Origin of the sequence: Endozoicomonas sp. G2_1 (assembly GCF_017744155.1) — a bacterium.
Taxonomy (GTDB): domain Bacteria; phylum Pseudomonadota; class Gammaproteobacteria; order Enterobacterales; family Alteromonadaceae; genus JAGHQT01.
The window spans coordinates 54,671-80,993 of record NZ_JAGHQT010000014.1 but is presented as its reverse complement, the minus strand read 5'-3'; the positions used below and the strand labels follow the sequence as shown (position 1 = coordinate 80,993).

Below are 26,323 nucleotides of genomic sequence, written 5' to 3'. Positions count from 1 at the left end.
TTTATTATTCAACAGGTTTGCGATATGAGGTTTGTTTTAGCTGCAATTGATAGGCTTGTTGCTGGCGCTCTTCTGCGCTCATGAATAAGTCCATTTCAATACCGTGATGCTGACACAAGCGTTGCTCCAATTGATCTTGTTGTTCTAGTTCACCAAAGTGATCAATATGCAAAATCTCGAGCTTTTTAGCGTCTTGGTAGTGTTCGAGGAAGTAACCGATTAATAAACTGCGATGACAAGTGGCAGGGTCTTTTTCAGCACACATTAACGCTATGCTAAAACCCTTATCTAACCCGTTGAACAAGCGCTCGATACCGTCTTTAAACAATGGTGCTTGCATTAATCGGTCAAACTGTACTTGCCCGCTATCATCGTAATGGCTAGGCTCTTTAGAGCGCGGACCGAGTTCGTCGCCTAGGTAAACATAGCGAATACCATGTTGCTTGAGCGCTCCTTGAATTGCTTCGCGATGGTAGTCGTGAAAGACCTTGCTATAAGGCACAGAACGAACATCGGCGACCACATCAATGCGGTAACGTTTAAGCTGTTGGATGAAATTATCGAGCGCTTTTGTGGCGTAACCTATGGTGTAAATTTTTGCCGAAGTGGTCATTCTGTTTGCAATTGGTGATTTGGTCAGTAAATGGCATAATAACAAGAATTATTTACACGGGTGATATCTATTTAAGTGGTTATGAAGCAATTAAACCAAATATTAGCGGATGAACAAGCGACAGTTGCATTTGGTAACACTTTAGCTGATGCAGTAAAAAATCAGTTAAATCAAGGGATAGTCGTTTACCTAAACGGCGATTTAGGTGCCGGCAAAACCACGCTAACGCGAGGTTTTGTCCAAGCAATGGGGCATACTGGCAATGTTAAAAGCCCGACCTACACCTTAGTTGAGCCATACGAACTGGGCGATTGGCAAGTCTATCACTTTGATCTATACCGTTTGGCTGATCCCGAAGAACTTGAGTTTATGGGAATTCGAGACTATTTTGCCGAGCAGAGTTGCGCTTTTATTGAGTGGCCAGAAAAAGGTCAGGGGCTCTTGGCTAATCCAGATATTACCATTAATATGGCTTATAAAGATGAGCAAAGAGAACTTTCTTTGATAGCTCACAGTGACTTAGGGGAACAATTGGTCACTGCTTTGGTCAATATCGGTTAATCAACTTAAGTAATCAATTAATCGCACGCATACTGCAAATTACAGAGTTAGTAGTTAATGACGACAAAAATATTCAACCGTTTAGTGTTGTTCTTCAGCTTAATCGCCGCACTCGGCTTAGGCCAACTTGTCTATGCTGCTAACTCGATTAAAGGCGTTCGGGTTTGGCCGGCGCCGGATAGTACTCGCGTAGTCTTTGACCTATCGAAAAAGCCTGAATACAAATATTTTTCACTGACTAAACCGCAGCGTTTAGTTATTGATTTTAAAGACAGTAAAAATACTGTCGCACTTGCCAAGTTAGCCAAAAACGACAAACGCATTAAGCGCATTCGCACCAGCAAAAGTAAAAAAGGGACTACCCGCTTAGTGCTTGAGTTGGCTAAAGACTATCGTACCAGTGTCTTTCCACTTGGCCCTGCTGGCCAATACGGCGATCGTTTAGTAGTTGATTTGTACGACAAAGAGAAAAAAGCGGTTGCAACCCATCAGCCTAAAAGTAATCAAAAACGCGATATCATTGTCGCCATTGTCGCGGGGCATGGCGGTGATGATCCCGGTTCAATCGGGCCAAAAGGCACCTATGAAAAGCACATTACCTTGGCGATAGCGAAGAGATTACAGCGCGTTATCAACAAAGAAAAAGGCTTAAAAGCGGTGATGATTCGCAAAGGTGATTATTACGTTAATCACAATCGCAAAACCGAACTCGCTCGCAAATACAAAGCCGACTTGCTTATTTCAATTCACGCGGATGCTTTTACCTCGCCCAAGCCCAGCGGTGCTTCAGTGTTAGTACAAGCAACCCGACGCGCCAACGCTGAACTGAGTCGTTGGATTTCAAATCGTCAAAAGCAATCGGAGCTTTTGGGGGGCGCTGGCGAAACCATTAAAAAGACTAAAGATAATAATTTGGCTATTGCGCTGGCTGACATGAAAAAAGAACATACAATGGCCAGCAGTTACGACTTCGCCGAGCACGTTGTCGGTGAGCTGAAAAAAGTGACGAAAATGCACAAACCCAAGCCAGGTCGCTTGAGTCTAGCGGTGTTGAAATCTTCTGATATCCCATCTGTGTTGGTAGAAACCGGGTTCATTTCAAATCCGGGTGAAGAGCGCCGATTAAAAAGTGCCAAGCACCAAGAAAAATTAGCCAATGCAATTGCCAATTCCGTGAAAAATTACTTTTCGGCAAATCCACCGTTAGATAGCTATTACGCGTCAGTTGGTTATCGCAAGCACAAGGTTGCTCGCGGCGAATCACTGTCGGTGCTGGCGCAGCGCTATAAAGTCTCGGTGAATCAATTAAAGTCAGTCAATAATTTAAGCTCAAATGTAGTTAAAATTGGCCAAACCTTAAAAATCCCTCGTGCCTAGTGGCACTTTCTCGCTAAGGCTTGATATAAATGACCATTGAGATTTTACCGGCTCGTTTGGCGAACCAAATTGCCGCTGGTGAAGTAGTAGAACGGCCAGCCTCGGTTGTTAAAGAACTTGTTGAAAACAGTCTCGATGCTGGGGCGACCCAGTTGCGTATTGAAATTGATAAAGGCGGCGCCAAGCGAATCAAAATTACCGACAACGGCTGTGGTATTGTTAAAGAGCAATTGACTCTAGCGCTGAGCCGTCATGCCACCAGTAAAATTAAAAATCTCGACGATTTGGAAGCCATTAGTAGTTTGGGTTTTCGCGGTGAAGCTTTAGCCAGTATTAGTTCTGTTGCCCGTTTAACACTCACTTCAAAGCCAGCTGAACAAGAGCAGGCATGGCAAGCCATGGCTGAAGGTCGAGATATGGCGGTCAACGTGCAGCCAGCGGCACACCCTGATGGCACCACGATTGAAGTGAACGACTTGTTCTTCAACACGCCAGCACGGCGTAAGTTCCTTCGCACCGAGAAAACTGAATTTAGTCATATTGAAGAAGTGATCAAGCGCATCGCACTGGCGCGTTTTGATGTTGGCTTCACCCTAGTTCACAACGGTAAAACGGTTAAACAATATCGCGCAGCTAAGCAAGCGAGCCAATACAGCCGTCGGGTTGCTCAAGTATGCGGACAAAGCTTTATTGATAACGCGCTTGAAGTGAGCTGTCAGCACGAAGGTTTAGAATTGGTCGGTTGGCTGGCAAAACCGAGTTTTTATCGCAAGCAAAACGATTTGTGCTATAGCTATGTCAACGGACGTATGATGCGCGATAAGCTGATTAATCACGCGATTCGCCAAGCCTATGCCGAGCTACTGCCGCACGAGTCTTATCCGGCCTTTGTTTTGTTTTTGAATCTCGACTATTGCGAAGTTGATGTCAACGTTCATCCCGCTAAACACGAAGTACGTTTTCATCAAGGACGCTATGTTCACGACTTTATTTTATCGGTTTGTCGCACAGCCCTAGAACAAGAGCTAAGTTTGGCATTAGCACCTGAGGGCGAGGCATATCCAGAACAGCAACCAGCAGTTCGCCAAAGTCACCAGGTTAATGAACCAAGCGCTCAATACCAAGGTCAACTTGGCAGTACTCGTTATCAAGAATATGTCACGCCACTAAAATCAAGTTCGGCAGGTCAAACTCGCTCAGCTGATTACGGTAGTAAGCGTTACGCAAGTGGTGTTAGTCAACAAGCTGGAGATAACTACCAGCGACTGATGACGCCATTGTCTGATCTCGCTGAGCTAAGTGATATCAGCGAAGCGTCATCGGTTAATGAGCCAGAACCAAGTGAGCAAGCTCAAGCTGATATTAGTACTCAAATTGGCGCTCAAGTTACTGATACTTTATCGGCAACTAGCTTTGTTGCTCCTCATTATGCGGTGATTAATATTGCTGGCGAAGTGCGCTTGTTGTCTTTGGTTAAGCTTGCTGCGGCAGTAAAATTGAGCCATATACAATTGTTGTGGCCCTCGGGCTTAGTGAGTCAGCCTTTGTTGTTACCCGTTAAGCTAACACTGTCTGCTCAACAGCTTGGCTTGATTGAGCAATATCAAGACTATTTCAAACACAGTGGTATTGTTTTACAGCAGGCTGATAAAAACATTCAAATTAGGCAGTTTCCCGCCTTGTTGCGGCAGCAAGATGTAAGTAAAACCGTATTAGCCTTGCTATCGTTATTGAGCCAATACGATGACTCAGTTGCCATGAGTGAAAGTCAGTGGTGCCAATATCTCGCTCAGCTGATGGTTCCACAAGATTTTAGCTCGATTAATTTAACCGGTTTTTTCAGTGAGGCACAAAATCAACTGAAACAACAATTTGATACTAGTTTGCTCTTGAATTCCGTCGCTGTTGACCTTACATCAGCAATACATCAGTTGAATTAACCTTTTTATCCTTTTTTATTCTGGGCGATTATGTCTACTAGTGAAAAATTACCTCCTGTTATTTGTTTAATGGGACCGACAGCCTCGGGTAAAACAGCGTTGGCCATGGAGTTATACGACGCCTTGCCATGCGAGATTATTAGTGTTGATTCTGCTTTAGTTTATCGCGGTATGGATATTGGTACGGCTAAGCCAACAGCGGCTGAACAAGCTCAATATCCGCACCGTTTAATTGATATCAGAGATCCTTCAGAATCTTATTCTGCGGCTGAATTTTGCAGCGATGCGCTGGCTGAGATCGCCGAAATTAGAAGTCGTGGTCGTATCCCTTTGTTGGTTGGCGGCACCATGATGTACTTTAAAAGTTTGGTTGAAGGTATCTCGAAGTTGCCGGAAGCTAATAGTGACGTTCGTCAGCAAATTGAAGCCGAGGCCAAAGCGCGAGGCTGGGATGCGATGCATCAAGAGTTAGCGAGCTTTGATCCTGAGTCAGCCGAGCGTATTCATCCAAACGACCCGCAGCGATTAACGCGGGCAATTGAGGTTTATCGAATCGCTGGAAACACTTTGTCACAATTAATTGCCGTTAAAGGCGAAGCGCTTAGTGGTGATGTTTTACAACTGGCAATTACGCCAAGTGAACGCAAAACCTTGCATGAACGTATAGCATTGAGGTTCGAGCAAATGATTGCCCAAGGCTTTGAACAGGAAGTGAAAGCGTTAAAAGCGCGTGGGGATTTACATCCGGACTTGCCGTCTATCCGCTGTGTTGGTTACCGACAAATGTGGCAATACCTAGACGGCGAGTGCGATTTAGACGAAATGGTTTTTCGCGGCATCTGTGCAACTAGGCAGCTCGCAAAGCGACAATTAACTTGGCTCCGCAGTTGGTCAGGGGTAAACTGGCTAACGATGGAAGACAAAGACAATTTACAGCGCGTTTTATCACTGGTTGATAATTTTAAAAATTGACGGCTAATTAATCAGTTAGCTATATTATAAATTACTGAAATACCAAATGTGCGTTAGTAGTAGCTGTAACTTAAAATATTCATTTACAATAACAAAAGGGGCCAAATAATGGCAAAGGGGCAATCTTTACAAGACCCATTTTTGAATGCGTTACGTCGTGATCGTATTCCTGTGGCAATTTATTTAGTTAACGGCATCAAACTACAAGGTCAAGTTGAGTCGTTTGATCAGTTTGTCATCTTATTAAAAAACACTGTTAGCCAAATGGTATACAAACACGCCATTTCTACAGTTGTACCCGCACGTGCAGTGCCAAATATGTCTGCACCTACCAATACTTCTGGTGCAAACCAAGAGTCGGATAATCAAGAATAATGATTAAAACTGGTATTGTTTGGAGTTGCTCATTTGTTTGATCGTTATCAGGCAGGTGAGCAAGCGATACTTGTTCATTTAGAATTCCCCGACGATAACTCGCGGGAAGATTTACAAGAATTTGAAATGCTGGTCTCGTCGGCAGGCGTTAACGCACTTACCGTTGTTACTGGCAAGCGCTATGCACCACATCCCAAGTATTTTGTCGGTACCGGCAAAGCCGAGGAAGTGGCAGAGGCGGTTAAGCTTTTTGACGCAAATGTGGTGCTGTTTAATCACAGTTTGTCGCCGTCGCAAGAAAAGCATATTGAAGCTTTGTGTCAATGTCGGGTGGTTGATCGGACCTCGTTGATTCTAGATATTTTTGCTCAGCGCGCTCGTACCCACGAAGGTAAGTTACAAGTAGAGTTAGCTCAGCTGCGACATATCAGCACGCGCTTGATTCGCGGTTGGACTCACTTAGAACGCCAAAAAGGTGGTATTGGCTTACGCGGTCCGGGGGAAACCCAGTTAGAAACGGATAGGCGATTACTTCGTGAGCGCATGAATAATATTCTCAAGCGCTTAGAAAAGGTTGAGAAGCAAAGGCAGCAGGGCAGGCGCTCGCGCAATCGTGCTGAAATACCAACGGTCTCGCTAGTCGGTTATACCAATGCCGGTAAATCAACCTTGTTCAATAGCATTACAGCGTCGGGTGTGTACGCAGCTAACCAGCTTTTTGCGACGCTTGACCCAACGCTGCGTCGCATTGAAGTAGACGATGTCGGTCGGGTGATATTGGCCGATACCGTTGGTTTTATTCGTCATCTACCTCACGATTTGGTCGCGGCGTTTAAGGCAACGCTGACTGAAACCCGTGAAGCTGAGTTATTGCTACACGTAGTGGATATTGCCGATGACCGACGCGATCAAAATATCGAGCAAGTGCAAGAAGTATTAAATGAGATCGACGCCGGTGAAGTGCCGCAATTATTAGTTTGTAACAAAATTGATAAACTCGACGATGTCGAGCCGCGTATTGAACGCGACCAACAAGGGATGCCAGTAAAAGTGTGGTTGTCAGCACAAGCAAACATTGGTATCGACTTGCTGTTTCAAGCGCTAGCAGAGCGCTTGGGTAAGCAAGTTGTTGAACACAAATTAAAAATACCGCCGAGTGCGGGTAAATTGCGCGGTGCCTTATACCAACTAAACTGCATTACCGAAGAAGATTACGACGACCAAGGTAACTGTTTATTGGACATTAAATTACCTGCTCGCGAGTGGAATCGAATTGTTAAGCAGGACAAAGCGACGATCGAGAGCTTTATTCAACACTAGTTTTATGGTTTAGTGCTCAGCATAAAACCGATTTATTTATTTTAGAGAGTGGAGAGCAAGATGGCTTGGAACGAACCGGGGAAAGGTGATAAAGATCCCTGGAAAAATAAAGGTGGCAATAACCAAGGACCACCAGATTTAGATGATTTATTTAAAGATTTAGGCAATAAACTTGGTGGCGTTTTTGGCGGTGGTAACTCTTCGTCGCAAAACTCTGGCAATAATTTTTCCGGCGCTTTGTTTGCCATTGCTTTAATTGCTGCATTGTTAGTATATGGTTTTAGCTGTATCTACACCATTAAAGAAGCTGAACGCGGTATTAAATTGCGTTTTGGTGAGTACGTTGGTGAAGTTGAGCCAGGCTTAAGCTGGAAGTGGACCTTCATTGAGCAAGTAATTCCGGTAGATGTGCAAACTACTCGCACCTTACCAGCTAATGGCTTTATGTTAACCCAAGACGAAAACGTTGTTGAAGTTGAAATGCAGGTGCAATACCGCGTTGAAAACCCTCGCAATTATCGTTTCAGTGTGACTGATGCCGACGAGAGTTTAAGTCAAGCTTTAGACAGTGCTTTGCGTTACGTTGTTGGTCATTCAAAAATGGATGACGTGTTAACCTCAGGTCGTGAGCAAGTGCGTCAAGCGGTATGGTCTGAGTTAAACCAGATTATTGAACGTTACAACATGGGCCTACTTGTAGTTGATGTCAACTTTAAAGATGCCCGTCCACCTGAAGCGGTTAAAGATGCTTTTGATGATGCTATTGCTGCACAAGAAGATGAAATTCGCTACATTCGCGAAGCTGAAGCTTATGCCCGAGGTATCGAACCACGTGCTCGTGGTAGTGTTAAGCGTTTAGAACAAGAAGCCCTTGCTTACAAAGAGCGCACAGTACTTGACGCTGAAGGTGCGGTTGCACGTTTCAACAAAATTTTACCAGAATACCAAGCGGCGCCAGAGGTTACTCGTGAGCGTTTATACCTAGGTACTATGGAAAAAGTTTACAGTAATACCAGTAAAGTTGTGGTTGACGTTGAGGGCGGTAATAACATGATGTACTTGCCATTAGACAAAATTATGAATCAGTCATCAGGCCAAACGCCGCGCGTGATTCAAACGCAACCAAACGATTTAAGCCGAGTGCCAGTGACCACCACGTCACCAAGCTCAACTGGTGGTCGCAGCAGCGGCCGTACTGACAGATTTAGCAGCGGGAGAAACTAAGCAATGAAGAATCTATTAGTTGTTATTATTGCTGCTTTGTTGCTACTAGGTGTGTCTGCAGTATTTGTGGTTAACGAAGGACAGCGCGGTATCGTTTTCCAATTCAATAAGATCAAGCGTGACAGCAATGGCGAAATGCTGGTCTTTGAACCGGGTTTACACTTCAAGATACCGTTAATCGAAGACGTTAAAAAGATCGACGCTCGTATCCAAACCATGGATGAAGCGCCAGATCGCTTTGTGACCTCTGAGAAAAAAGACTTAATGGTCGACTCTTACGTTAAATGGCGTATAGCGGACTTTTCAACTTATTACTTGAGAACTTCAGGTAACATTGAAAATGCTCGTGCCTTGTTAAAACAGAAAGTTAACAATGGCTTGAGAACTGAATTCGGTACTCGTACTATCAAAGAAATCGTTTCTGGCGACCGCTCAGAAGTGATGGAAAAAGCGTTGGAAAGTGCTCGCAGCTCACGTGAAGATTTAGGTATTGACGTGATTGACGTGCGTGTAAAAGCGATTAACTTACCCTCTGAAATCAGTAATTCAATTTACGAACGTATGCGCGCTGAACGTACTGCAGTGGCTAAAGAGCACCGCTCTAAAGGTCAAGAGCAGTCAGAAATTATTCGCGCAACTATCGATGCAAAAGTTGAAGTTATGCTAGCAACGGCACAAAAAGAAGCTTTTGAGATTCGCGGTCAAGGTGATGCGCTTGCAGCAAAAGTTTACGCCGATGCCTATAAGCAAGATCCGGAGTTCTTCGGTTTCTTCAGAAGCTTACAAGCATACGAGAACAGCTTTAACAGCAAAAGCGACATCATGGTGGTTAAACCGGACAGTGACTTTTTCCACTACTTGAAAGACAACGCTAAACAAAAATAACCTAAGTTTGGGATAGTTCGATTAATAAACACCGAGAAGCTATGATAAATAGTGACTCGGTGTTTTTTTATAGGTAATTTATGGTTGATACATTGTTGTTGGCATTTGCTTTGGCACTTATTATCGAAGGACTTATTCCTGCGTTATTCCCAAATAAATGGCGCAGTTACGTCGCCAAAATTGCTCAGGAACCAGCTGGTCAAATTCGTACTTTTGGCTTAATCATTGTCGCCATTGGATTATTTTTGTTTACCTTAGCCTATTCGTCATAGCAGCTTTTAAAAGCACTTTTAACCAAGTGCTAAATTGTATTAAAAAGCGCCAATAAATCCTTGGACTGCTAATTTATATTTGATAGAATCCCCGCCTAATTTTCTTTCCAAACTGTAAACATGGGCAAAAACGTCGTAGTTCTGGGCACCCAATGGGGTGACGAAGGTAAGGGTAAAGTCGTTGACTTACTCACTGATAAAGCAAAGTATGTAGTACGTTATCAAGGTGGTCACAACGCTGGTCATACGTTGGTAATCAACGGTGAAAAAACCGTATTGCATTTAATCCCATCAGGTATTTTACGCGACAATGTAAAATGTATGATCGGCAACGGTGTCGTGCTTTGTCCAAAAGCATTGATGAAAGAAATCACTATGTTAGAAGAACGCGGCGTACCAGTGCGCGAGCGTTTGTTAATTAGTGACGCTTGTCCATTAATTCTTCCTTATCACAATGCCTTAGACGCAGCTCGCGAAATTGCCCGCGGTAGTAAAGCTATCGGTACTACTGGTCGTGGTATTGGTCCAGCTTACGAAGATAAAGTTGCTCGTCGCGGTTTGCGCGTTGGCGATTTATTCTGTGCAGAATCTTTTGCTGCCAAGTTAAAAGAGATCATGGAATACCACAACTTTGTTTTAACCACTTACTACAAAGTTGAGCCGGTGAGCTACGAAGAAGTCCTTGCTGACGCGATGGCTGTTGCTGACATTATCAAAAACATGGTTGCCGACATCTCAGAAATGCTTGACCAAGCGCGTAAGAACGGCGACTCAATCATGTTTGAAGGTGCACAAGGTACTTTACTTGATATTGACCACGGCACTTACCCTTATGTAACTTCGTCGAATACTACCGTTGGTGGTGTTGCCACAGGTTGTGGCTTTGGTCCTCGTTACTTGGATTACGTATTAGGTATTACCAAAGCGTACACAACTCGTGTTGGTTCAGGTCCATTCCCGACCGAGCTTGACGATGAAATTGGTAATCATTTAGGTACTGTAGGTCACGAGTTTGGTGCTACTACTGGCCGTGAACGTCGTTGTGGCTGGTTTGATGCCGTTGCTATGCATCGCGCTGTGCAAATCAATAGTATCTCAGGCTTCTGTTTAACTAAGTTAGACGTATTAGACGGTTTAGAAACGTTAAAGATTTGTACTGGTTACAAAACTAAAACAGGCGATATCGTGACTGTGCCGCCAACGGCTGCAGAAGGTTACGAAGAAATTACGCCAGTTTATGAAGAATTACCAGGTTGGACAGAAAGTACTGTTGGCGCTACTGAATTGTCACAACTTCCTGTTAATGCCGTTGCTTACATCAAGCGCATTGAAGAAGTAACAGGCGTGCCAGTTGATATTATTTCAACGGGTCCAGATCGCAACGAAACTATGATTCTTGTTAACCCATTTGACGAGTAATACCATCGTTTACTAACGACACAAGTTAGTCAAGCTATCGCCAAAAAGCCAGCAGTTGATGCTGGCTTTTTTGTTTCCAACACTCAATGTATCCTACTGTTTATAAGATAAGCTAAATCGATATTAATTATTGGCTACAACAATAAGTTTTTTATCAGCTGCTTTGATAAGCTCGAATTGCGCTCATCTATACTGAGATAGTTTGAGTGTAGATTCCAAGGTAAACTCACCATAAGTGCTTAATTATAACAATCTGAGCTTGCCTTGGCTTACTATTATAAAATACTATTATATTGAAAATAATTGATAAGAATATTTGAAACAACAATCACAGATTAACGCATTAGGACCTAATGAAAATGACTGACTTACGTCAACAAGCACTTGATTACCACGCTCAACCTGCCCCAGGTAAAATTAGTGTTGAGTTAACTAAACCCGCAGAAACAGCCTTAGACTTATCACTCGCATATAGCCCGGGTGTTGCTGAGCCTGTACGCGAAATTGCCGACAACCCAGACGATGTTTACAAGTACACGGGTAAAGGTAACACAGTGGCTGTTATTTCAAACGGCACAGCAATTCTAGGTTTAGGTAATCTTGGTCCAATGGCGTCTAAGCCAGTGATGGAAGGTAAAGCATTGTTGTTCAAACGCTTTGCTAATATCGACTCGTTTGATATCGAAGTTAAGCACAAAACGGTTGAAGAGTTTGTTAACACCGTTGCCAATATCGCTGATACTTTTGGTGGTATTAACTTAGAAGATATTAAAGCACCTGAGTGTTTTGAAATTGAAAAAGCCCTTATTGAACGTTGTAAAATTCCTATTTTCCACGATGATCAACACGGTACAGCCATTGTTACTGCTGCGGGCATGTTGAACGCATTAGAAGTTCAAGGCAAAGATATCACCAATGCCAATATCGTTTGTTTGGGCGCTGGTGCTGCTGCAATTGCTTGTATGGAGCTTTTAGTGAGCTGTGGTGCGCAACGGGAACGAATTTATATGTTGGATCGCAAAGGCGTTATTCACACGCGTCGCGATGATTTAAACGAGTATAAAAAATTATTCGCCAATAATACCGATAAGCGTACTCTCGACGACGCTATTGCTGGTGCTGACGTTTTCGTTGGTGTTTCTGGTCCGAACCTATTGAGTGCTGAGCAGCTGGCGTTAATGGCTGAAAAGCCAGTGGTATTCGCCTGTTCAAATCCAGATCCTGAAATTAAACCTGAATTGGCACGTGCTACTCGCGATGATGTCATTATTGCAACAGGCCGTTCAGACTATCCGAACCAAGTTAACAACGTCTTGTGTTTCCCGTTTATTTTCCGCGGTGCTTTAGATGTAAGAGCACGTGCCATTAATGAAGAAATGAAGGTGGCGGCGGTTAACGCGATTCGCGAAATTGCAAAACAGCCAGTACCACAAGAAGTACTAACGGCTGCAGGTGTTGATAGCTTAACGTTTGGTGCTGAGTATATTATTCCAAAACCAATGGATCCGCGTTTGCTATCTCAAGTGTCTAAAGCTGTAGCACAAGCTGCGATTGATTCAGGTGTTGCCAGTATCGACTTACCTGAAAATTACATGGCTTAAGTCATTAAGTTGTAGAAACAAAAACGCCGCTTAATTAAGCGGCGTTTTTGTTTTCGTCATTTTTTATTAGTTACTTTTTTATTGGTTAGTTTTTTGTTTGTTAGTAATAGCCTTGAGTTAACCTCAATCAACTAATAATTTTAACTTTCTTCTTCGTCTATTTCGAAAACGCTAAAGTCGGTGATACCTTGTTCTTCTAATATTTTTCGAACGCTGGCCGGTAGCTTTTCAGTATTGTCTTTAGCTAAATCTGTGTCATCAGGTAGTGGCTGACCGGTAAATGCATGTAGAAATGCTTCACACAATAGCTCGCTATTAGTGGCGTGGCGCAAGTTGTTTACTTGGCGACGAGTTCTTTCGTCGGTAAGCACTTTTAATACACGTAAGGGAATGGATACGGTGATTTTTTTTACTTGTTCACTTTTTTTTCCGTGTTCGGCGTATGGGTTTATATATTCGCCATTCCATTCTGCCATAGATTACCTCAGTTATTATCTTGCCCAAGGTCATTTTACTGGTTGTGGCTTTTGAGTCAATATGAATGTGTAGAAGTTTAGATGTCTAAAACTTCTTGACCACTCCTAGTAAACCGTTTAGATTTATAGACGTCCAAACATCTAAAATTTAGTTGCTAAAAAACGGAGTAAACATGACAGGCTACAAACTTGCTACTAGAGCGGTTCGCGCAGGTATTAATAGTGATCAGCATCACGGTGCTGTGGTTGCTCCGATTCACCTTTCGAGCACATATTCATTAAAAGGCTTCAATCAAAAACGCGATTTTGATTATTCCCGCACCGGTAATCCTACTCGTGCGACATTGGCTAAGGTGATGGCTGACTTGGAAGGCGGTGCGGTTGGTGTGGTTACTAGTACAGGATTAGCCGCTGCTCATTTACTTTGTCAGTTGCTGACTACTGACGACTTAATGGTGATTCCCCATGATTGCTATGGCGGTAGTTACCGTTTGTACACCCACTTGGCTAATAAAGGCAATTTTAAGCTCTTGGTCGTTGACCAAAACGATCCTCAAGCATTGGCAGACGCCCTAGTGAGACGACCAAAGCTAGTGTTAATTGAAACGCCGAGTAACCCTTTATTGCGCTTGGTTGATATTGAAGCAATTGCTAAAGCAAGCCACGACGTCGGAGCATTAGTCGCAGTTGATAATACGTTTTTGTCGCCGTTTTTACAGCAGCCACTAGCGCTTGGTGCCGATATTGTTTTCCATTCAACCACTAAGTTTATCAATGGCCACACCGATGTTGTTGCCGGAGTTGTGATTGCTAAAGACCAAGCAATAGGCGATGAGCTTGCGTGGTGGGCCAACTGTATCGGTATCACCGGTTCAGCTTTTGACAGCTACTTAGTATCACGCGGTTTGAAGACTTTGCCACTGAGAATGAAACAACACCAAGAAAACGCCAATCGCGTTGCCGAATTTTTAGTTAACCATCCGGCGGTAGAAAAAGTCTACTACCCGGGGCTAGCGGACCACCCGAGTCACGAGCTTGCTAAGCGTCAGCAAAGTGATTTTGGTGCCATGATGAGTTTTGAAGTAAAGGGCGGTGTCGAAGCGGTAAAAGCGTTATTTGCTAACCTTGAGTTATTTACACTAGCGCAGTCGCTTGGGGGTGTTGAAAGCTTAATTAGTCACCCGTCGACCATGACCCATGCTGGTATGGAATTAGAAGCACAAGAGGCTGCTGGTATCAGCCAGTCTTTGGTGCGCATTGCGGTAGGCATTGAAGACGTTGAAGATATTATTAATGATTTGCGCCAAGGCTTGGCTGCGAGTCAACAAGCGCTTTAATACTTAGAAAAACAACTAGAAGTAGAATGAGATGACGCCTGTAGCACGCCAATCAATCAACGTTCACAAGTTTGGTGGCTCAAGCCTAGCCAACGTCGCTTGTATTGAGCGCGTAATCAATATTATTGAGCAAAAAGCTGGGCTAAATGATTACATTGTCGTTTCTGCTAACGGCGATACCACAGATCATCTATTTGCTCTCCTGAGTTTGGCGAGTCAAGCGACCGAGGGTATTGCTAAGCCAGCTCAAAGTTTATCGCAATCGGTTGAACTCAAGCAGGCGTTATTTGATCTTGAGCAAAGCCAAACGGATTTGATTAGTCAGTTAGTGAGGCCAGAGCATAGCGATCGCTTGATGAGTCAACTCAAACAAGATATTGCGCAAGTTAGCCAATGGTTAGCGAGTGATGTCAATGCCCATTACAGTGATATTCTCGCGTTTGGCGAGCTGTGGTCTGCAAGGCTGCTGTCGGCTTTACTCAATGAGCGGGTTTGTCCGAGCTACTTTCTCGATGCTCGAGACTTCCTTCGCGTTGAAAACAGTCAAACAGGCGAGCTTGATTACGCTAGTAGTGGTGCTTTGTTTCGTCAGAATATTCAGGAGCAAAAGTTAGCCGTTGTAACTGGCTATATTGCCAGAGACAAACACAACAATACTTGTACACTTGGCCGCAATGGCAGTGATTATTCAGCCACTATTGTTGCTGCTTTAGCGAATGCGTACAACGTGACACTATGGACTGATGTCGATGGTATTTACAGTGCTGATCCTCGGGTCGTGCCCACCGCTCGCAAGCTAAATCGCTTGCCCAATGCGGTTGCCAAAGAACTCGGTCGCCTGGGTAACCCGGTATTACATGCCAATACCTTGAAGCCGCTAACAGCTGGCTTATTCGACACTGATCACATTTGCCATTTGCACATTGCGAGCAGCTTTGCGCCTGAAACCGTTGGTACTGAGGTTGGACGCTTTGGCCAAATTGCGCAACAAGAGCTTTCTATTACTTATCAAAATGATTTAATTTTGGTGAAATCCGACTGTTTACTCGGCGCCGCGGGTGCGGAACTTGTCGAAAACTTGCCAGAGCAAAATATCGCGGTTATTAGTTTTGATGCCAGCCGCGGATTCTTAGTCATCAATCAAGCTCAGCAAAAACAGTTAAGCCAACACTTGGCGAGCCAAGGCCAGCAACTAACCTTTCAAGCGGCATCAATTCTCGCGGTTGTCGGTTACAAGGTTGCAAGCCATGCCCAAGTAAAAGCAAGATTTAAACGAGCATTGAAACCAGCACAGCTGGTTGCACTGATGTCTCCTAGCGCAACTAGCGCCAGCAGTGAACACAGTTTGATCGCGATACTGAACGATGATTGTCCACTTGAGCTGGTCAATCGCGTCCATCACAAAATGACTAAACACGCCCGTCATATTGGCCTTGTGGTTGCTGGTTTAGGCAATATTGGTCAGTGTTTTGTGGAGCAATTACCACAGCAGCTCAATTTACCTGTGTTAGAAAATGTTCACTTAGTTGGCCTAGTGGGCTCAACTAAGGCGGTGTTTGATTTAGATGGTATTGAGCCGGAACAAGCCATAGCGACATACCAAAGTCAGTGCCAAGACTACACTCTAGAGCAGCTCTTAACTTGGTTAAGTCAACACCCTTATGATGACTTAGTGATTGCTGATATTACCCCAAGTGAGAGTTTTAGTGCCCTTTATCACGACTTTTTTAATTTGGGCATTCACGTTATCGGTGCCAACAAATGGGCGGCGTCATCGAATACTGATAACTATCAGAGACTGACCTCAGCAGTTCAACAAAATGAATGCTTATGGTTGGGTAACACAACAGTAGGCGCGGCATTACCGATTAATTTTAGCATTGATGATTTGACTCAAAGTGGCCATCAAATTGAAGAAATCTCAGGTATTTTCTCCGGTACTTTGTCTTGGTTGTTCCAAAATTACGATGGCCAACAGCCTTTCTCTGATTTAATAAAACAAGCGCTCGCGGATGGTTTAACTGAACCAGACCCGCGCGACGATTTATCGGGTAAAGATGTCCAACGCAAGCTGTTAATTTTAGCTCGTGCCGCTGGTTTTGAACTTGATTTAGCTGATATTGATTGCCAAAACTTGGTACCTGAGGCATTACAAAGCCTAGATAAAAATGACTTTTTGTCCGAGGCACAACAACTGAATCAAGGCTTTTTAACTCAGCTGCAAGCAGCACAAGCACAGGGTAAATGCTTGCGTTATATCGCCGAATTTCGCCGAGTAGACAATCACTATTCAGCAAAAGTTTACCTCGCTGAATTAGCGGCCGACCACGCCTTTGCCAATTTGACGCCATGCGACAATATTTTTCAGATAAAAACTCAGTGGTATCAGAGTAATCCATTGATTATTAGAGGGCCGGGAGCAGGACGAGAAGTTACTGCTGCCGGTGTCCACAGCGATTTAGTAACAATTTGCCAGCAACTAGCCAACAAAACTCAGCAAGTGAAGATTAAGGGGATCAACCAATGAGTTACAGCCACGCCAGAGAGATCGAAGCATTAAACCGGAGCTTGGCCGATATCAGCCAAGATATTCAGGTTTCATTTGAGTTTTTCCCACCGAACTCTCCCGCGATGGAAGAGACACTGTGGAGTTCAATTGAGCGTTTAGCGCCGTTAAAGCCAAGTTTTGTTTCAGTGACTTACGGTGCAGGCAGCGGCACCCGTGATCGAACTCACGATGTTATCAAACGCATCCAAAAAGATACCGCACTGATTGCGGCGCCTCATTTAACTTGTATTGATGCCTCAAAAGAAGAGTTGATTCAAATTGCTAAAGACTATTGGCAAAGCGGCGTTCGTCATATTGTTGCTCTGCGCGGTGATTTGCCAAAAGGCAATACAGAAAAGCATTCATATGCCAGTGATTTAGTTGAGTTGTTGCGTTCAGTGGCAGATTTTGACATTTCGGTTGCGGCTTATCCTGAAGTGCACCCAGAAGCACCAAATGCTCAGTTTGATTTGCTGAACTTAAAGCGAAAAATTGACGCTGGTGCTAATCGCGCTATTAGCCAGTTCTTCTTCGACGTTGAGTCTTACCTGAGATTTCGCGACCGTTGTGTCACCGTAGGAATCGATGTTGAAATTGTGCCGGGCATTTTACCGGTGACCAACTACAAAACACTTGAACGCTTTGCTGGCTTAACCAATGTTCACGTACCAAGTTGGATGACAAAAATGTACCAAGGCCTAGAAGATGACGAAATGACGCGTCGTTTGGTGGGTGCCAATATCGCCATGGAACAAGTTAAAGTACTCAATCGCGAGGGTGTAAAAAACTTCCACTTTTATACCTTAAATCGCGCTGAGTTAACCTACGCTATTTGTCATATGCTGGGTATTCGTCCGCAATAACGCGTTGCAATTAGTGCTTAACGGCAAAGTTTTTAAACAACTTTGCCGTTAATAAAAATTCATTTCTCTTTTTTCTGAGTTTAACTTTCCTTCTCTTTTGCTGTTTTTACAGTCATATCCTTGTAATCATTAGCTGTTTTAATGCTGGTTAATTGACTCTTAACCTGAGTTTATAACACTCAATAAAATATATTTATGCTAATTTATTGCATAAATATATTTTAACTGTTACCTTTGCACCATATTAAATTAGGCTGGTCATTTTTCTTTGACTTCGACGCTAGTCCAATAGCAAAAGTCGGTATAAATAATCGCCTATAATTGATTGAATTATGCAAAAAATTTGCAAATCTAAACGAAAAGGTTGACCTATTTATGAAAGCGGCAGTAGTTGGAGCAAGTGGTTATGTTGGCGCAGAGCTTATCGCGTTACTGATACAACACGACCAAATTGAGATCAGCGATTTGCTGGTTTCTGAAAACAGCGATTCTGCCAATTTGCGTTTTAGTCAATTACACCCACGTTGGCAGGGCGTTTGCGACTTGCCATTGACGGCGTTTTCCGCCGATTGGTTTGAACAAACTATCGCCAGCGACAATAAACCCGATACCGTATTTTTTGCAACACCACACGAATTTTCAGCCGACTGGGGCGGTAAGTTCGTCAACGCCGGTATTAAAGTATTCGATCTTTCCGGTGGCTTTCGCCTCAAACAAGCCGCTGACTATCCAACTTACTACGGTTTTGAGCACAGTGATTTAAACGCCCTTGCCAGCGCTGAATACGGTTTAGCCGAGTGGCTGGAAGCGGATTTGCAAAACACTCAATTAGTGGCAGTGCCAGGTTGTTACCCAACCGCCAGTTTAACGGCATTAAAACCTCTGATGACCAATGGTTTAGCGCAAGAAAATGGCTTGATTGTTGTTAACGGTATTAGCGGCGTTAGCGGTGCCGGGCGCAAAGCCTCGTTAGCTACTAGTTTTAACGAAGTGAGCTTAACGCCATACAACATTTTACAGCACAGACATCAGCCTGAAATTAGTCAAGAAGCGGGCGCGCAGGTGATTTTCAACCCGCATCTAGCACCGTACAAACGCGGTTTGTTAGCGACCGTGACTTTGCAATTAAAAGCTGGTGTTACCGAACAACAAGTTCAACAAGCTTATGTTGACGCTTATCAAGACTCAAAGATTGTTCGTCTAACTGAAGTTTGGCCGAAAATCGACAATGTTGCTTACACACCATTTGCCGATGTTCACGTCAAAGTTGATGAAGAGAAGCAAGTGGTGGTTGCCAGTTGTGCCATCGATAACTTGTTAAAAGGCGCGGCTTCTCAAGCCGTTCAATGCGCGAACTTGTCACTTGGCTTACCAAGCCACTACAGTCTAGTGCCAGCAACAGCCTAGTGCCAGCAACAGCCTTGAGCTAAAAAAAGCCTTGAGCCAGAAAATAAAAGTATAAGAGAAGAAGCAATGACCACAACCCAAGTTAAACCGTTAGTGATTAAAATTGGTGGAGCTATTTTAGAGCACGAATCTGCTTTGCAAGCACTGCTTAAAGTGATCGCTGAGCTCAAAGGCCATCCAGTCGTGTTAGTACACGGCGGTGGCTGTGTGGTTGATGACATGCTGGCGCAGGCAAACTTTACTACAGAAAAAAAAGCTGGCCTTAGAGTTACACCAAGTGAGCAAATGCCAATTATCAGCGGTGCCCTTGCTGGTACCGTCAACAAGTCGATTGTCGCTACTGCTAATAGTTTAGGTTTAACTGCAGTTGGTCTATCACTGGCTGATGGCGGCATGGTTAACTGTAAACTTAGTGATAAAGATTTGGGTTTAGTTGGCGAGCCTAGTGCGGGTGATAGCAAGTTGCTCGACACTTTGATTAAAACCAACTTTTTACCTGTCATTTCATCCATTGGCGCGCTCGCTGGTGGTGAGTTAGTCAATGTCAATGCCGACGATGCCGCTGTTATTATCTGTCAGTTACTCAATGCCGAATTGTTATTACTGACCGATGTTAATGGCGTTAAAGGTGCTGATGGTGAGTATTTACCAACCCTAGATGCCAAACAAGCAAATCAATTGATTGAACAAGGGGTCATTGCTGGCGGTATGACTGCGAAGGTCAATGCAGCACTAGCAGCAGCACAACAGTTGCGACGAAGTATCGCGGTTGCCAGTTGGAAAACGCCCGAGCAAATCCTAACTTTAGTTAGCACTAACTCGGAAAACAGCCAAGCTTCTGGTACCCGCATTCAGCCTTATTAGTTTTTGTCTAAACATTAATTACCGCATTTATTGATAGAACACGAGAATTACTTATGTCGTTACAGAACTTTTTAGCTGACGATCAGCTATCAAAACAACAATTACTCGACTTGATTGCCTTAGCGATCAGAATTAAAGCAAAACCACAAGATTACCAAAACGTTTTGGCGGGCAAATCAGTCGCCATGATTTTTGAAAAACCATCATTGAGAACTCACGTTAGCTTTGATATAGGCATTAACAAACTTGGTGGTCACGCACTGTACTTAGGCCAACAAAATGGCAAGCTCGGCGAACGTGAACGAGTCAGTGATTACGCGAAGAACTTATCGTGCTGGGCCGATGTTATCGTCGCTCGTGTCTTTAGTCACAACTCTATCCAGCAGCTTGCTGAGCACGCCAGTGTGCCTGTAGTTAATGCGCTTTGCGATAGCTACCACCCATGCCAAGGCCTAGCCGATTTCGTCACCTTAGCGGAAAATTTTGACGATTTAAGCGCAGTCAAATTCGCTTATGTTGGCGATGGCAACAACGTCTCAAATTCATTGATGATTATGGCGGCAACGCTTGGCATGGACTTTACATTGTGCTGTCCTCCTGGTCATGGCCCTAGTGCTGAAATGTTTAACAAAGCATTAAAAATTGCCGAGCAATCAGGTGCTAAACTAATATTAACTTCAGATGTTAGCGACCTTGGTCAACAAGATGCGATTTACACCGACACTTGGGTGTCGATGGGTGATGATACTAAGGTTGAAGATATTTTGGCGAAATTTATGCCGTATCAAGTCAATCATCAAATGATGACGGATACCGGCGCGAAAATTGTTATGCACTGTCAGCCAGCGCATTTGGAAGAAGAAATCACTACTGAGCTATTCGACAGCGAATTAGCAGTGGTTTTCCAACAAGCAGAAAACAGAATGTGGGCGCAAAACGCCGTATTAGTCAGCTTTTTTCAGTAGTTTTATCAACGGTACTGAAATCAGCAAAAGAACAGAATTTACAGTTTAAACGAATAGAATTTAGGAAACGAAGATGGCATTAGCAGCAAAGAAAAAAATCAAAAAAGTGGTATTGGCCTACTCAGGTGGTTTAGACACCTCGGCAATCATTCCTTGGTTAAAAGAAAACTACGACGGTTGTGAAGTTGTCGCCTTTTGTGCCGATGTTGGCCAAGGTGACGAAGAACTTGAAGGTATCAAAGAAAAAGCCATTGCCTCAGGTGCCTCTGAGTGTCACGTTGTCGACTTAAAAGAAGAATTTGTTAAAGAATACATTTACCCGATCTTAAAAACGGGTTCAGTTTACGAAGGTCAGTACTTGTTGGGTACTTCAATGGCGCGTCCAGTGATTGCGAAAGCACACGTTGAAGTCGCGCTTAAAGTAGGTGCTGACGCTGTATGTCACGGCTGTACTGGTAAGGGTAACGACCAAGTGCGTTTCGAGTCTTGTTTCGCGGCACTAGCGCCTGAGCTAACGGTTATTGCTCCTTGGCGTGAGTGGGACATGGTTTCTCGCGAAGACTTATTGGCTTACTTAGCCGAGCGCGATATTCCATGTTCAGCGTCACTGACTAAAATTTACAGCCGCGATGCCAACGCTTGGCATATTTCTCACGAAGGCGGTGAGTTAGAAGATCCTTGGTGTGAGCCGTCTAAAGAAGTGTGGACCATGACTGTTGATCCAATGGATGCTCCAAACGAGCCAGGTTCAGTGACTTTGAGCTTTAAAGAAGGTCAATTAACCGCTGTTGATGGTCAAGAGTTGTCGCCTTACCAAGCTTTGGTTTACTTGAACGACAAAGCCGCTGCGCATGGCGTTGGTCGTATCGATATCGTAGAAAACCGCTTAGTGGGCATGAAGTCACGCGGTTGTTACGAAACGCCGGGCGGTACTGTTTTAATGGCGGCGTACAAAGGCTTAGAAACCCTTATTTTAGACAAAGAGTCGCTCAAGTTCAGAGAGTCAATTGGTCTTGAGTTCTCACACGTTATTTACGATGGCCGTTGGTTCACACCATTGGCAAAAGCACAGCTTGCTGCTGCAGCGTCACTGGCTGAAAAAGTCACTGGCGATGTCGTGGTTAAACTTTACAAAGGCCAAGCAACGGTTACCCAACGTCGTTCACCAAACAGCTTGTACTCAGAGGAGTTTGCCACTTTCGGTGCCGACGAAGTTTACGACCAACAACACGCAGAAGGTTTTATTCGCTTGTTTAGTTTATCGAGCAGAATTACTGCACTTAACCAAAAGTAGCAGTGAAATTAGATAACTAAACTAAATAAAGGCGAATTAGGAGAAAAGTATGGCGTTATGGGGCGGCCGCTTTAAAGAGCAAGCCAGTGCACAATTTAAAAAATTCAACGACTCACTGCCAGTTGATTACCGTATGGCAGTACAAGACATCGTTGGTTCAATGGCGTGGGCGCAAGCATTAACCACGGTTGATGTTTTAAGCCAAGCTGAGCTTGACCAGTTATTACAAGCGTTAACTGAATTGAAAGAGTCGGTTGAACAAAATCCAAAGCAGATTTTGTTATCTGATGCCGAAGATATTCACAGCTGGGTTGAAGGTGCGCTAATTGAAAAAACTGGCGACTTGGGTAAGAAATTACACACAGGTCGCAGCCGTAACGACCAAGTAGCGACGGATTTAAAACTTTGGTGTAAAGAGACGGGTGGCGAAATTTTATTGGCCTTAGTCAATTTACAACAAGCGTTAATGAACCTTGCTGAGCGTGAAAAAGGCACAGTGTTACCGGGTTATACCCATTTGCAAAGAGCCCAACCTGTGACTTTCGGCCATTGGTGTTTAGCTTATGTAGAAATGTTTAACCGCGATATTGGCCGCTTAAAAGACGCTTTGTACCGCGCCGACACTTCACCGCTTGGTTCAGGAGCGTTAGCGGGTACTGCTTACCCAATTGATCGCGACTTATTGGCGCAAAACTTGGGTTTTCGCAAAGCGACCTTAAATAGCTTAGATGCAGTGTCAGATCGTGACCACGTTATAGAGTTATTATCGGCAGCGAGCGTTAGCATGATGCACTTATCGCGCTTTGCTGAAGATTTGATTTTCTACAACTCAGGTGAAGCGGGTTTTGTTGAAATGAGCGACTTAGTAAGCTCAGGTTCATCATTAATGCCGCAAAAGAAAAATCCAGACGCTTGTGAACTTATTCGCGGCAAAGCAGGCCGAGTAACAGGCTCATTAACCGGTATGTTAATGACCATGAAAGCCTTGCCACTGGCCTACAACAAAGACATGCAGGAAGATAAAGAAGGGCTATTCGACGCTCTTGATACTTGGCATGAGTGCTTAGAAATGGCGGTGTTAGTGGCTGATGGCTTGAAAGTAAATCGCAATAGAACGCTGGCGGCGGCGCAACAAGGTTATGCAAATGCCACAGAACTTGCCGATTATTTAGTCAGTAAAGACATTCCATTTAGGGAAGCCCATCACATTGTCGGTGAAGTGGTACTTGCCGCCATTGATAAAGGCTGTCCATTGGAAGATTTAACCCTCACCCAACTTCAAGAGTTTAGCGATAAAATCGAGCAAGATGTTTATCAACACTTGTCGATTGAATCGACGTTAGATAAGCGTGAAGTGCTTGGTGGTACCTCGCGTGGCCAAGTGGAAAAAGCGATCGCGAGTATTCAGTCGGGCAACGACGAAATTCTTAACGAACAAGTGGTTGGTGCACCGGGTAAACAGCAAATTAAAGTAGCGTTAAAGCAAGTTAAGCAGCGCTTAGATGCTCAACGTGCGGCCGCTATTTCTGTGCGTCGCGCGCGTATGTCAGACGTTGATAAAATTTATCAACAAGTGGATTACTGGGCCGATAAAGGCGAAATTTTACCGCGCTCACGCGACAATATTATTCACGACATTCAAAATTTTGTTGTTGCTGAAATTGCCGGTGAAGTGGTTGGCTGTGCCTCGCTTTACATTTACCAAACTGGTCTTGCCGAGATACGTTCAATTGTTGTTGACGAAAAAGCTCATGGCCAAGGGCAAGGGCAGGCAATGGTCCAGTATTTATTAGATTTTGCTCACCAAATCGAGCTGCAAAAAATCATTGTGCTAACTTATGTACCTGATTTCTTTACCAAGCTTGGTTTCAACTTAATTGATAAGAATTCGTTGGCTGATAATATTATTGAAGACAGCGAGCCAAGCCCGCATAAGAATCCAGACGACGAGGTGGCAATGGAATATTTGGTCGGCGGCTACTAAGTTGCTCAACCACAAGGGGCGAAATGATTCGCCTCTTTTTCATTAAAACGACAAAATTAATCCGTTTAATAACGAATAGCTTCAACAAAAAGAGTTTAACAGCCTATGTATAAGAGTGGTCCAAGCGACATCAAGTGGTTTAGACATGCAGCCCCTTATATTAATGCCCACCGCGGCAAGACTTTTGTCTTGATGTTTGGCGGCGAAGCGGTGCAAGACGCCAACTTTGCCAACATTATTCACGATATCGCCTTGTTGCGCAGTCTTGGTGTGAAGCTGGTATTAGTACATGGCGCGCGTCCGCAAATTGACCAGCGCATGCAGTGGCAAAACGTCGCGCCCAATATGCAGGACAATGTTCGCATTACCGATAGCGATACTTTATCTGCGGTAAAAGACGCCACAGGTTCAATGCGCATTCATATTGAAGCATTGCTGACCATGGGCTTGATTAATTCGCCGATGCACGGCGCTGAAATTCGCGTCAGCACAGGTAATTTTGTCGTTGCTCGTCCAATTGGTGTTAAAGATGGTGTTGATTACAAATACACAGGCGTTGTTCGCCGCATCGACACCGTTGGTATCAACACCCAGCTCGATTACGGCTCTATTGTGTTGTTGTCACCGGTCGGTTATTCACCGACTGGTGAAGTGTTTAATTTGACCTTTGAAGACGTTGCCACACAAGCGGCAATTGCACTGAATGCTGATAAGTTGATTACCTTTAGCAAAAACGACGGTTTACTCGACAGCTCAGGTAAGTTGATTAAAAGTTGTGATGTTAGCCGCGTGAAAAAGCTACTCAATAGTAGTGATGATTACCAACAACAATTGTTGCTAAAAGCAATCGCTGAAAGTGCTGACGGCGGTGTTGAGCGTTGTCATTGCTTGAACTACCAAAGTGATACCGCCTTACTACAAGAGTTATTTACTCGCGACGGCGCTGGTACGCTAGTGGCAAAAGACTACAAAGAACAAATCTCAACCGCGTCTATTGATGATGTTGGCGGCATTTTAGAACTGCTTGAACCACTTGAAGCTGAAGGGGTACTAGTAAAACGCTCGCGTGAATTGCTAGAAATGGAAATTGACCGCTTCACTGTCATTCGCAAAGAAGATGTTACCATCGCCTGTGCCGCGCTTTATCCTTATTCAGAAGAAAACTCTGGTGAAGTTGCCTGCGTTGCTATTCATCCTGATTATCGCAAGGGCAATCGCGGTGTCCGTTTGCTACAAGCGCTTGAGCAACAGGCCAAAGACTTAGAACTGTCGAGTATTTTTGTGTTAACCACGGTCAGTGGCCACTGGTTTAGAGAGCAGGGTTTCATTGAGCAGCCAATAGACAAATTGCCAGAGGGCAAAAAGCAAATGTATAACTATCAACGCAAGTCTAAGGTGTTTGTGAAGGATATTTAGTTTTTTTGTACTAAGTAAACTAATTTAATCAACCGGATTAATAAGCGGGAATATAGTTTATGTTTCTTACAAAGTCCTTAGTTAAATATACTGTTTGGCTTTCCGTTGTGTTGATTTGCTTTTCTAATAAAACATTTGCGAATTGTGAGTTAAAGAATCTCTATCAAAAATACCTGCACTTTGATAAGAGCCATGAATCTCAAGAGGATTATTGGAAGCGCGTCAATTCTTTTATATTTATCGATAAAGAAAAGTTAACTGAACAATATGAAAAACTTAGCTCAAGTGATAAAGATTCTAGCTTTTTAAGTCAGTTTACAGACTTAAATGATTTTATATTGTATCACCGGTACCAAAAGTTTGAGTTGCTAACTATCTACAAAACACCTTCACATTTTTCTCAAAGATGTAAAAAAGAGAGGGGGCATTTAAAACTGTTAATGGATGTCCACTTTGTCTCAGAGCATTGGAAAGGTGTTAACATCTATTTCATAAAAATTAAGGGCGAATGGATGTTTGATTATACTTGGCCTGTTGTCAACAATGAGTTTGATAATTGGAAGCAGGATTCAAGCTTTAGAATCTACAATTAGTGTATTCTTGTCGCAAT

The 26,323-nt window shown here is 43.8% G+C and carries 23 protein-coding genes; 21 read left to right on the top strand and 2 right to left on the bottom strand.

All coding sequences use genetic code 11. The features are described 5' to 3' along the window. Window positions 1–4: 4 nt before the first annotated feature. On the bottom strand, window positions 5–613 hold the full coding sequence (locus J7384_RS14570) for a DUF488 domain-containing protein (RefSeq protein WP_209115200.1): 609 nt from the start codon (window positions 611–613) through the stop codon (window positions 5–7). Window positions 614–694: 81 nt separating this feature from the next. Here J7384_RS14570 and tsaE point away from each other — a divergent pair, with 81 nt between their 5' ends. From tsaE to J7384_RS14515, 11 genes are all read left to right on the top strand, one after another. Then, entirely contained in the window at window positions 695–1,174 is a 480-nt protein-coding gene (gene tsaE / locus J7384_RS14565; protein ID WP_209115198.1) for a tRNA (adenosine(37)-N6)-threonylcarbamoyltransferase complex ATPase subunit type 1 TsaE, read from the top strand. A gap of 57 nt (window positions 1,175–1,231) precedes the next feature. Continuing rightward, window positions 1,232–2,551, top strand: a complete 1,320-nt coding sequence (locus tag J7384_RS14560) for an N-acetylmuramoyl-L-alanine amidase (protein WP_209115197.1) — start codon at window positions 1,232–1,234, stop codon at window positions 2,549–2,551. A 29-nt stretch (window positions 2,552–2,580) separates the two neighbouring features. Continuing rightward, window positions 2,581–4,491, top strand: coding sequence for a DNA mismatch repair endonuclease MutL (gene mutL, locus J7384_RS14555; RefSeq protein ID WP_209115195.1), 1,911 nt, complete (start codon window positions 2,581–2,583; stop codon window positions 4,489–4,491). A gap of 30 nt (window positions 4,492–4,521) precedes the next feature. Further along, entirely contained in the window at window positions 4,522–5,463 is a 942-nt protein-coding gene (gene miaA / locus J7384_RS14550; protein WP_209115193.1) for a tRNA (adenosine(37)-N6)-dimethylallyltransferase MiaA, read from the top strand. A gap of 108 nt (window positions 5,464–5,571) precedes the next feature. After that, complete coding sequence (hfq, locus tag J7384_RS14545) at window positions 5,572–5,838, top strand: RNA chaperone Hfq (RefSeq protein WP_209115192.1); 267 nt, start codon at window positions 5,572–5,574, stop codon at window positions 5,836–5,838. A gap of 33 nt (window positions 5,839–5,871) precedes the next feature. Then, complete coding sequence (gene hflX, locus J7384_RS14540) at window positions 5,872–7,158, top strand: ribosome rescue GTPase HflX (protein WP_209115191.1); 1,287 nt, start codon at window positions 5,872–5,874, stop codon at window positions 7,156–7,158. Window positions 7,159–7,218: 60 nt separating this feature from the next. Then, window positions 7,219–8,382: an FtsH protease activity modulator HflK gene (hflK, locus tag J7384_RS14535; protein WP_209115190.1), complete on the top strand. Its 1,164-nt coding sequence runs from the start codon at window positions 7,219–7,221 to the stop codon at window positions 8,380–8,382. 3 nt (window positions 8,383–8,385) lie between these two features. After that, the gene (gene hflC, locus J7384_RS14530) at window positions 8,386–9,267 is read left to right on the top strand and encodes a protease modulator HflC (protein WP_209115189.1); all 882 of its coding nucleotides are present in this window, start codon (window positions 8,386–8,388) and stop codon (window positions 9,265–9,267) included. An 80-nt stretch (window positions 9,268–9,347) separates the two neighbouring features. After that, window positions 9,348–9,539, top strand: coding sequence for a DUF2065 domain-containing protein (locus tag J7384_RS14525; protein ID WP_209115188.1), 192 nt, complete (start codon window positions 9,348–9,350; stop codon window positions 9,537–9,539). Between the two features lie 120 nt (window positions 9,540–9,659). Beyond that, complete coding sequence (locus tag J7384_RS14520) at window positions 9,660–10,958, top strand: adenylosuccinate synthase (RefSeq protein ID WP_209115186.1); 1,299 nt, start codon at window positions 9,660–9,662, stop codon at window positions 10,956–10,958. A gap of 359 nt (window positions 10,959–11,317) precedes the next feature. Then, the gene (locus J7384_RS14515; RefSeq protein ID WP_209115183.1) at window positions 11,318–12,559 is read left to right on the top strand and encodes a malic enzyme-like NAD(P)-binding protein; all 1,242 of its coding nucleotides are present in this window, start codon (window positions 11,318–11,320) and stop codon (window positions 12,557–12,559) included. Window positions 12,560–12,699: 140 nt separating this feature from the next. On the opposite strand, the gene metJ is transcribed toward J7384_RS14515, so the two are convergent. After that, complete coding sequence (gene metJ, locus J7384_RS14510) at window positions 12,700–13,035, bottom strand: met regulon transcriptional regulator MetJ (protein WP_209115182.1); 336 nt, start codon at window positions 13,033–13,035, stop codon at window positions 12,700–12,702. Between the two features lie 173 nt (window positions 13,036–13,208). On the opposite strand from metJ, the gene metB reads away from it, so the two are divergent. From metB to J7384_RS14460, 10 genes are all read left to right on the top strand, one after another. Continuing rightward, window positions 13,209–14,372 (top strand): cystathionine gamma-synthase, encoded by a 1,164-nt coding sequence (gene metB, locus J7384_RS14505; RefSeq protein ID WP_209115181.1) that lies wholly within the window; start codon window positions 13,209–13,211, stop codon window positions 14,370–14,372. Between the two features lie 31 nt (window positions 14,373–14,403). After that, the gene (gene metL, locus J7384_RS14500; RefSeq protein ID WP_209115180.1) at window positions 14,404–16,899 is read left to right on the top strand and encodes a bifunctional aspartate kinase/homoserine dehydrogenase II; all 2,496 of its coding nucleotides are present in this window, start codon (window positions 14,404–14,406) and stop codon (window positions 16,897–16,899) included. After that, entirely contained in the window at window positions 16,896–17,783 is an 888-nt protein-coding gene (metF, locus tag J7384_RS14495) for a methylenetetrahydrofolate reductase (RefSeq protein ID WP_209115179.1), read from the top strand. Before metL ends, metF begins: the two co-directional genes overlap by 4 nt. Window positions 17,784–18,158: 375 nt before the next feature. Beyond that, entirely contained in the window at window positions 18,159–19,190 is a 1,032-nt protein-coding gene (argC, locus tag J7384_RS14490) for an N-acetyl-gamma-glutamyl-phosphate reductase (RefSeq protein WP_209115178.1), read from the top strand. 66 nt (window positions 19,191–19,256) lie between these two features. Continuing rightward, on the top strand, window positions 19,257–20,054 hold the full coding sequence (argB, locus tag J7384_RS14485) for an acetylglutamate kinase (protein WP_209115176.1): 798 nt from the start codon (window positions 19,257–19,259) through the stop codon (window positions 20,052–20,054). 53 nt (window positions 20,055–20,107) lie between these two features. Continuing rightward, complete coding sequence (locus tag J7384_RS14480; RefSeq protein ID WP_209115175.1) at window positions 20,108–21,019, top strand: ornithine carbamoyltransferase; 912 nt, start codon at window positions 20,108–20,110, stop codon at window positions 21,017–21,019. Window positions 21,020–21,092: 73 nt separating this feature from the next. Then, window positions 21,093–22,313 (top strand): argininosuccinate synthase, encoded by a 1,221-nt coding sequence (locus tag J7384_RS14475; RefSeq protein ID WP_209115174.1) that lies wholly within the window; start codon window positions 21,093–21,095, stop codon window positions 22,311–22,313. A 49-nt stretch (window positions 22,314–22,362) separates the two neighbouring features. Then, complete coding sequence (argH, locus tag J7384_RS14470; RefSeq protein WP_209115173.1) at window positions 22,363–24,297, top strand: argininosuccinate lyase; 1,935 nt, start codon at window positions 22,363–22,365, stop codon at window positions 24,295–24,297. Window positions 24,298–24,402: 105 nt separating this feature from the next. After that, window positions 24,403–25,713, top strand: coding sequence for an amino-acid N-acetyltransferase (gene argA / locus J7384_RS14465; RefSeq protein ID WP_209115172.1), 1,311 nt, complete (start codon window positions 24,403–24,405; stop codon window positions 25,711–25,713). Between the two features lie 59 nt (window positions 25,714–25,772). Then, window positions 25,773–26,306, top strand: a complete 534-nt coding sequence (locus J7384_RS14460; RefSeq protein ID WP_209115171.1) for a hypothetical protein — start codon at window positions 25,773–25,775, stop codon at window positions 26,304–26,306. Window positions 26,307–26,323 lie beyond the last annotated feature (17 nt).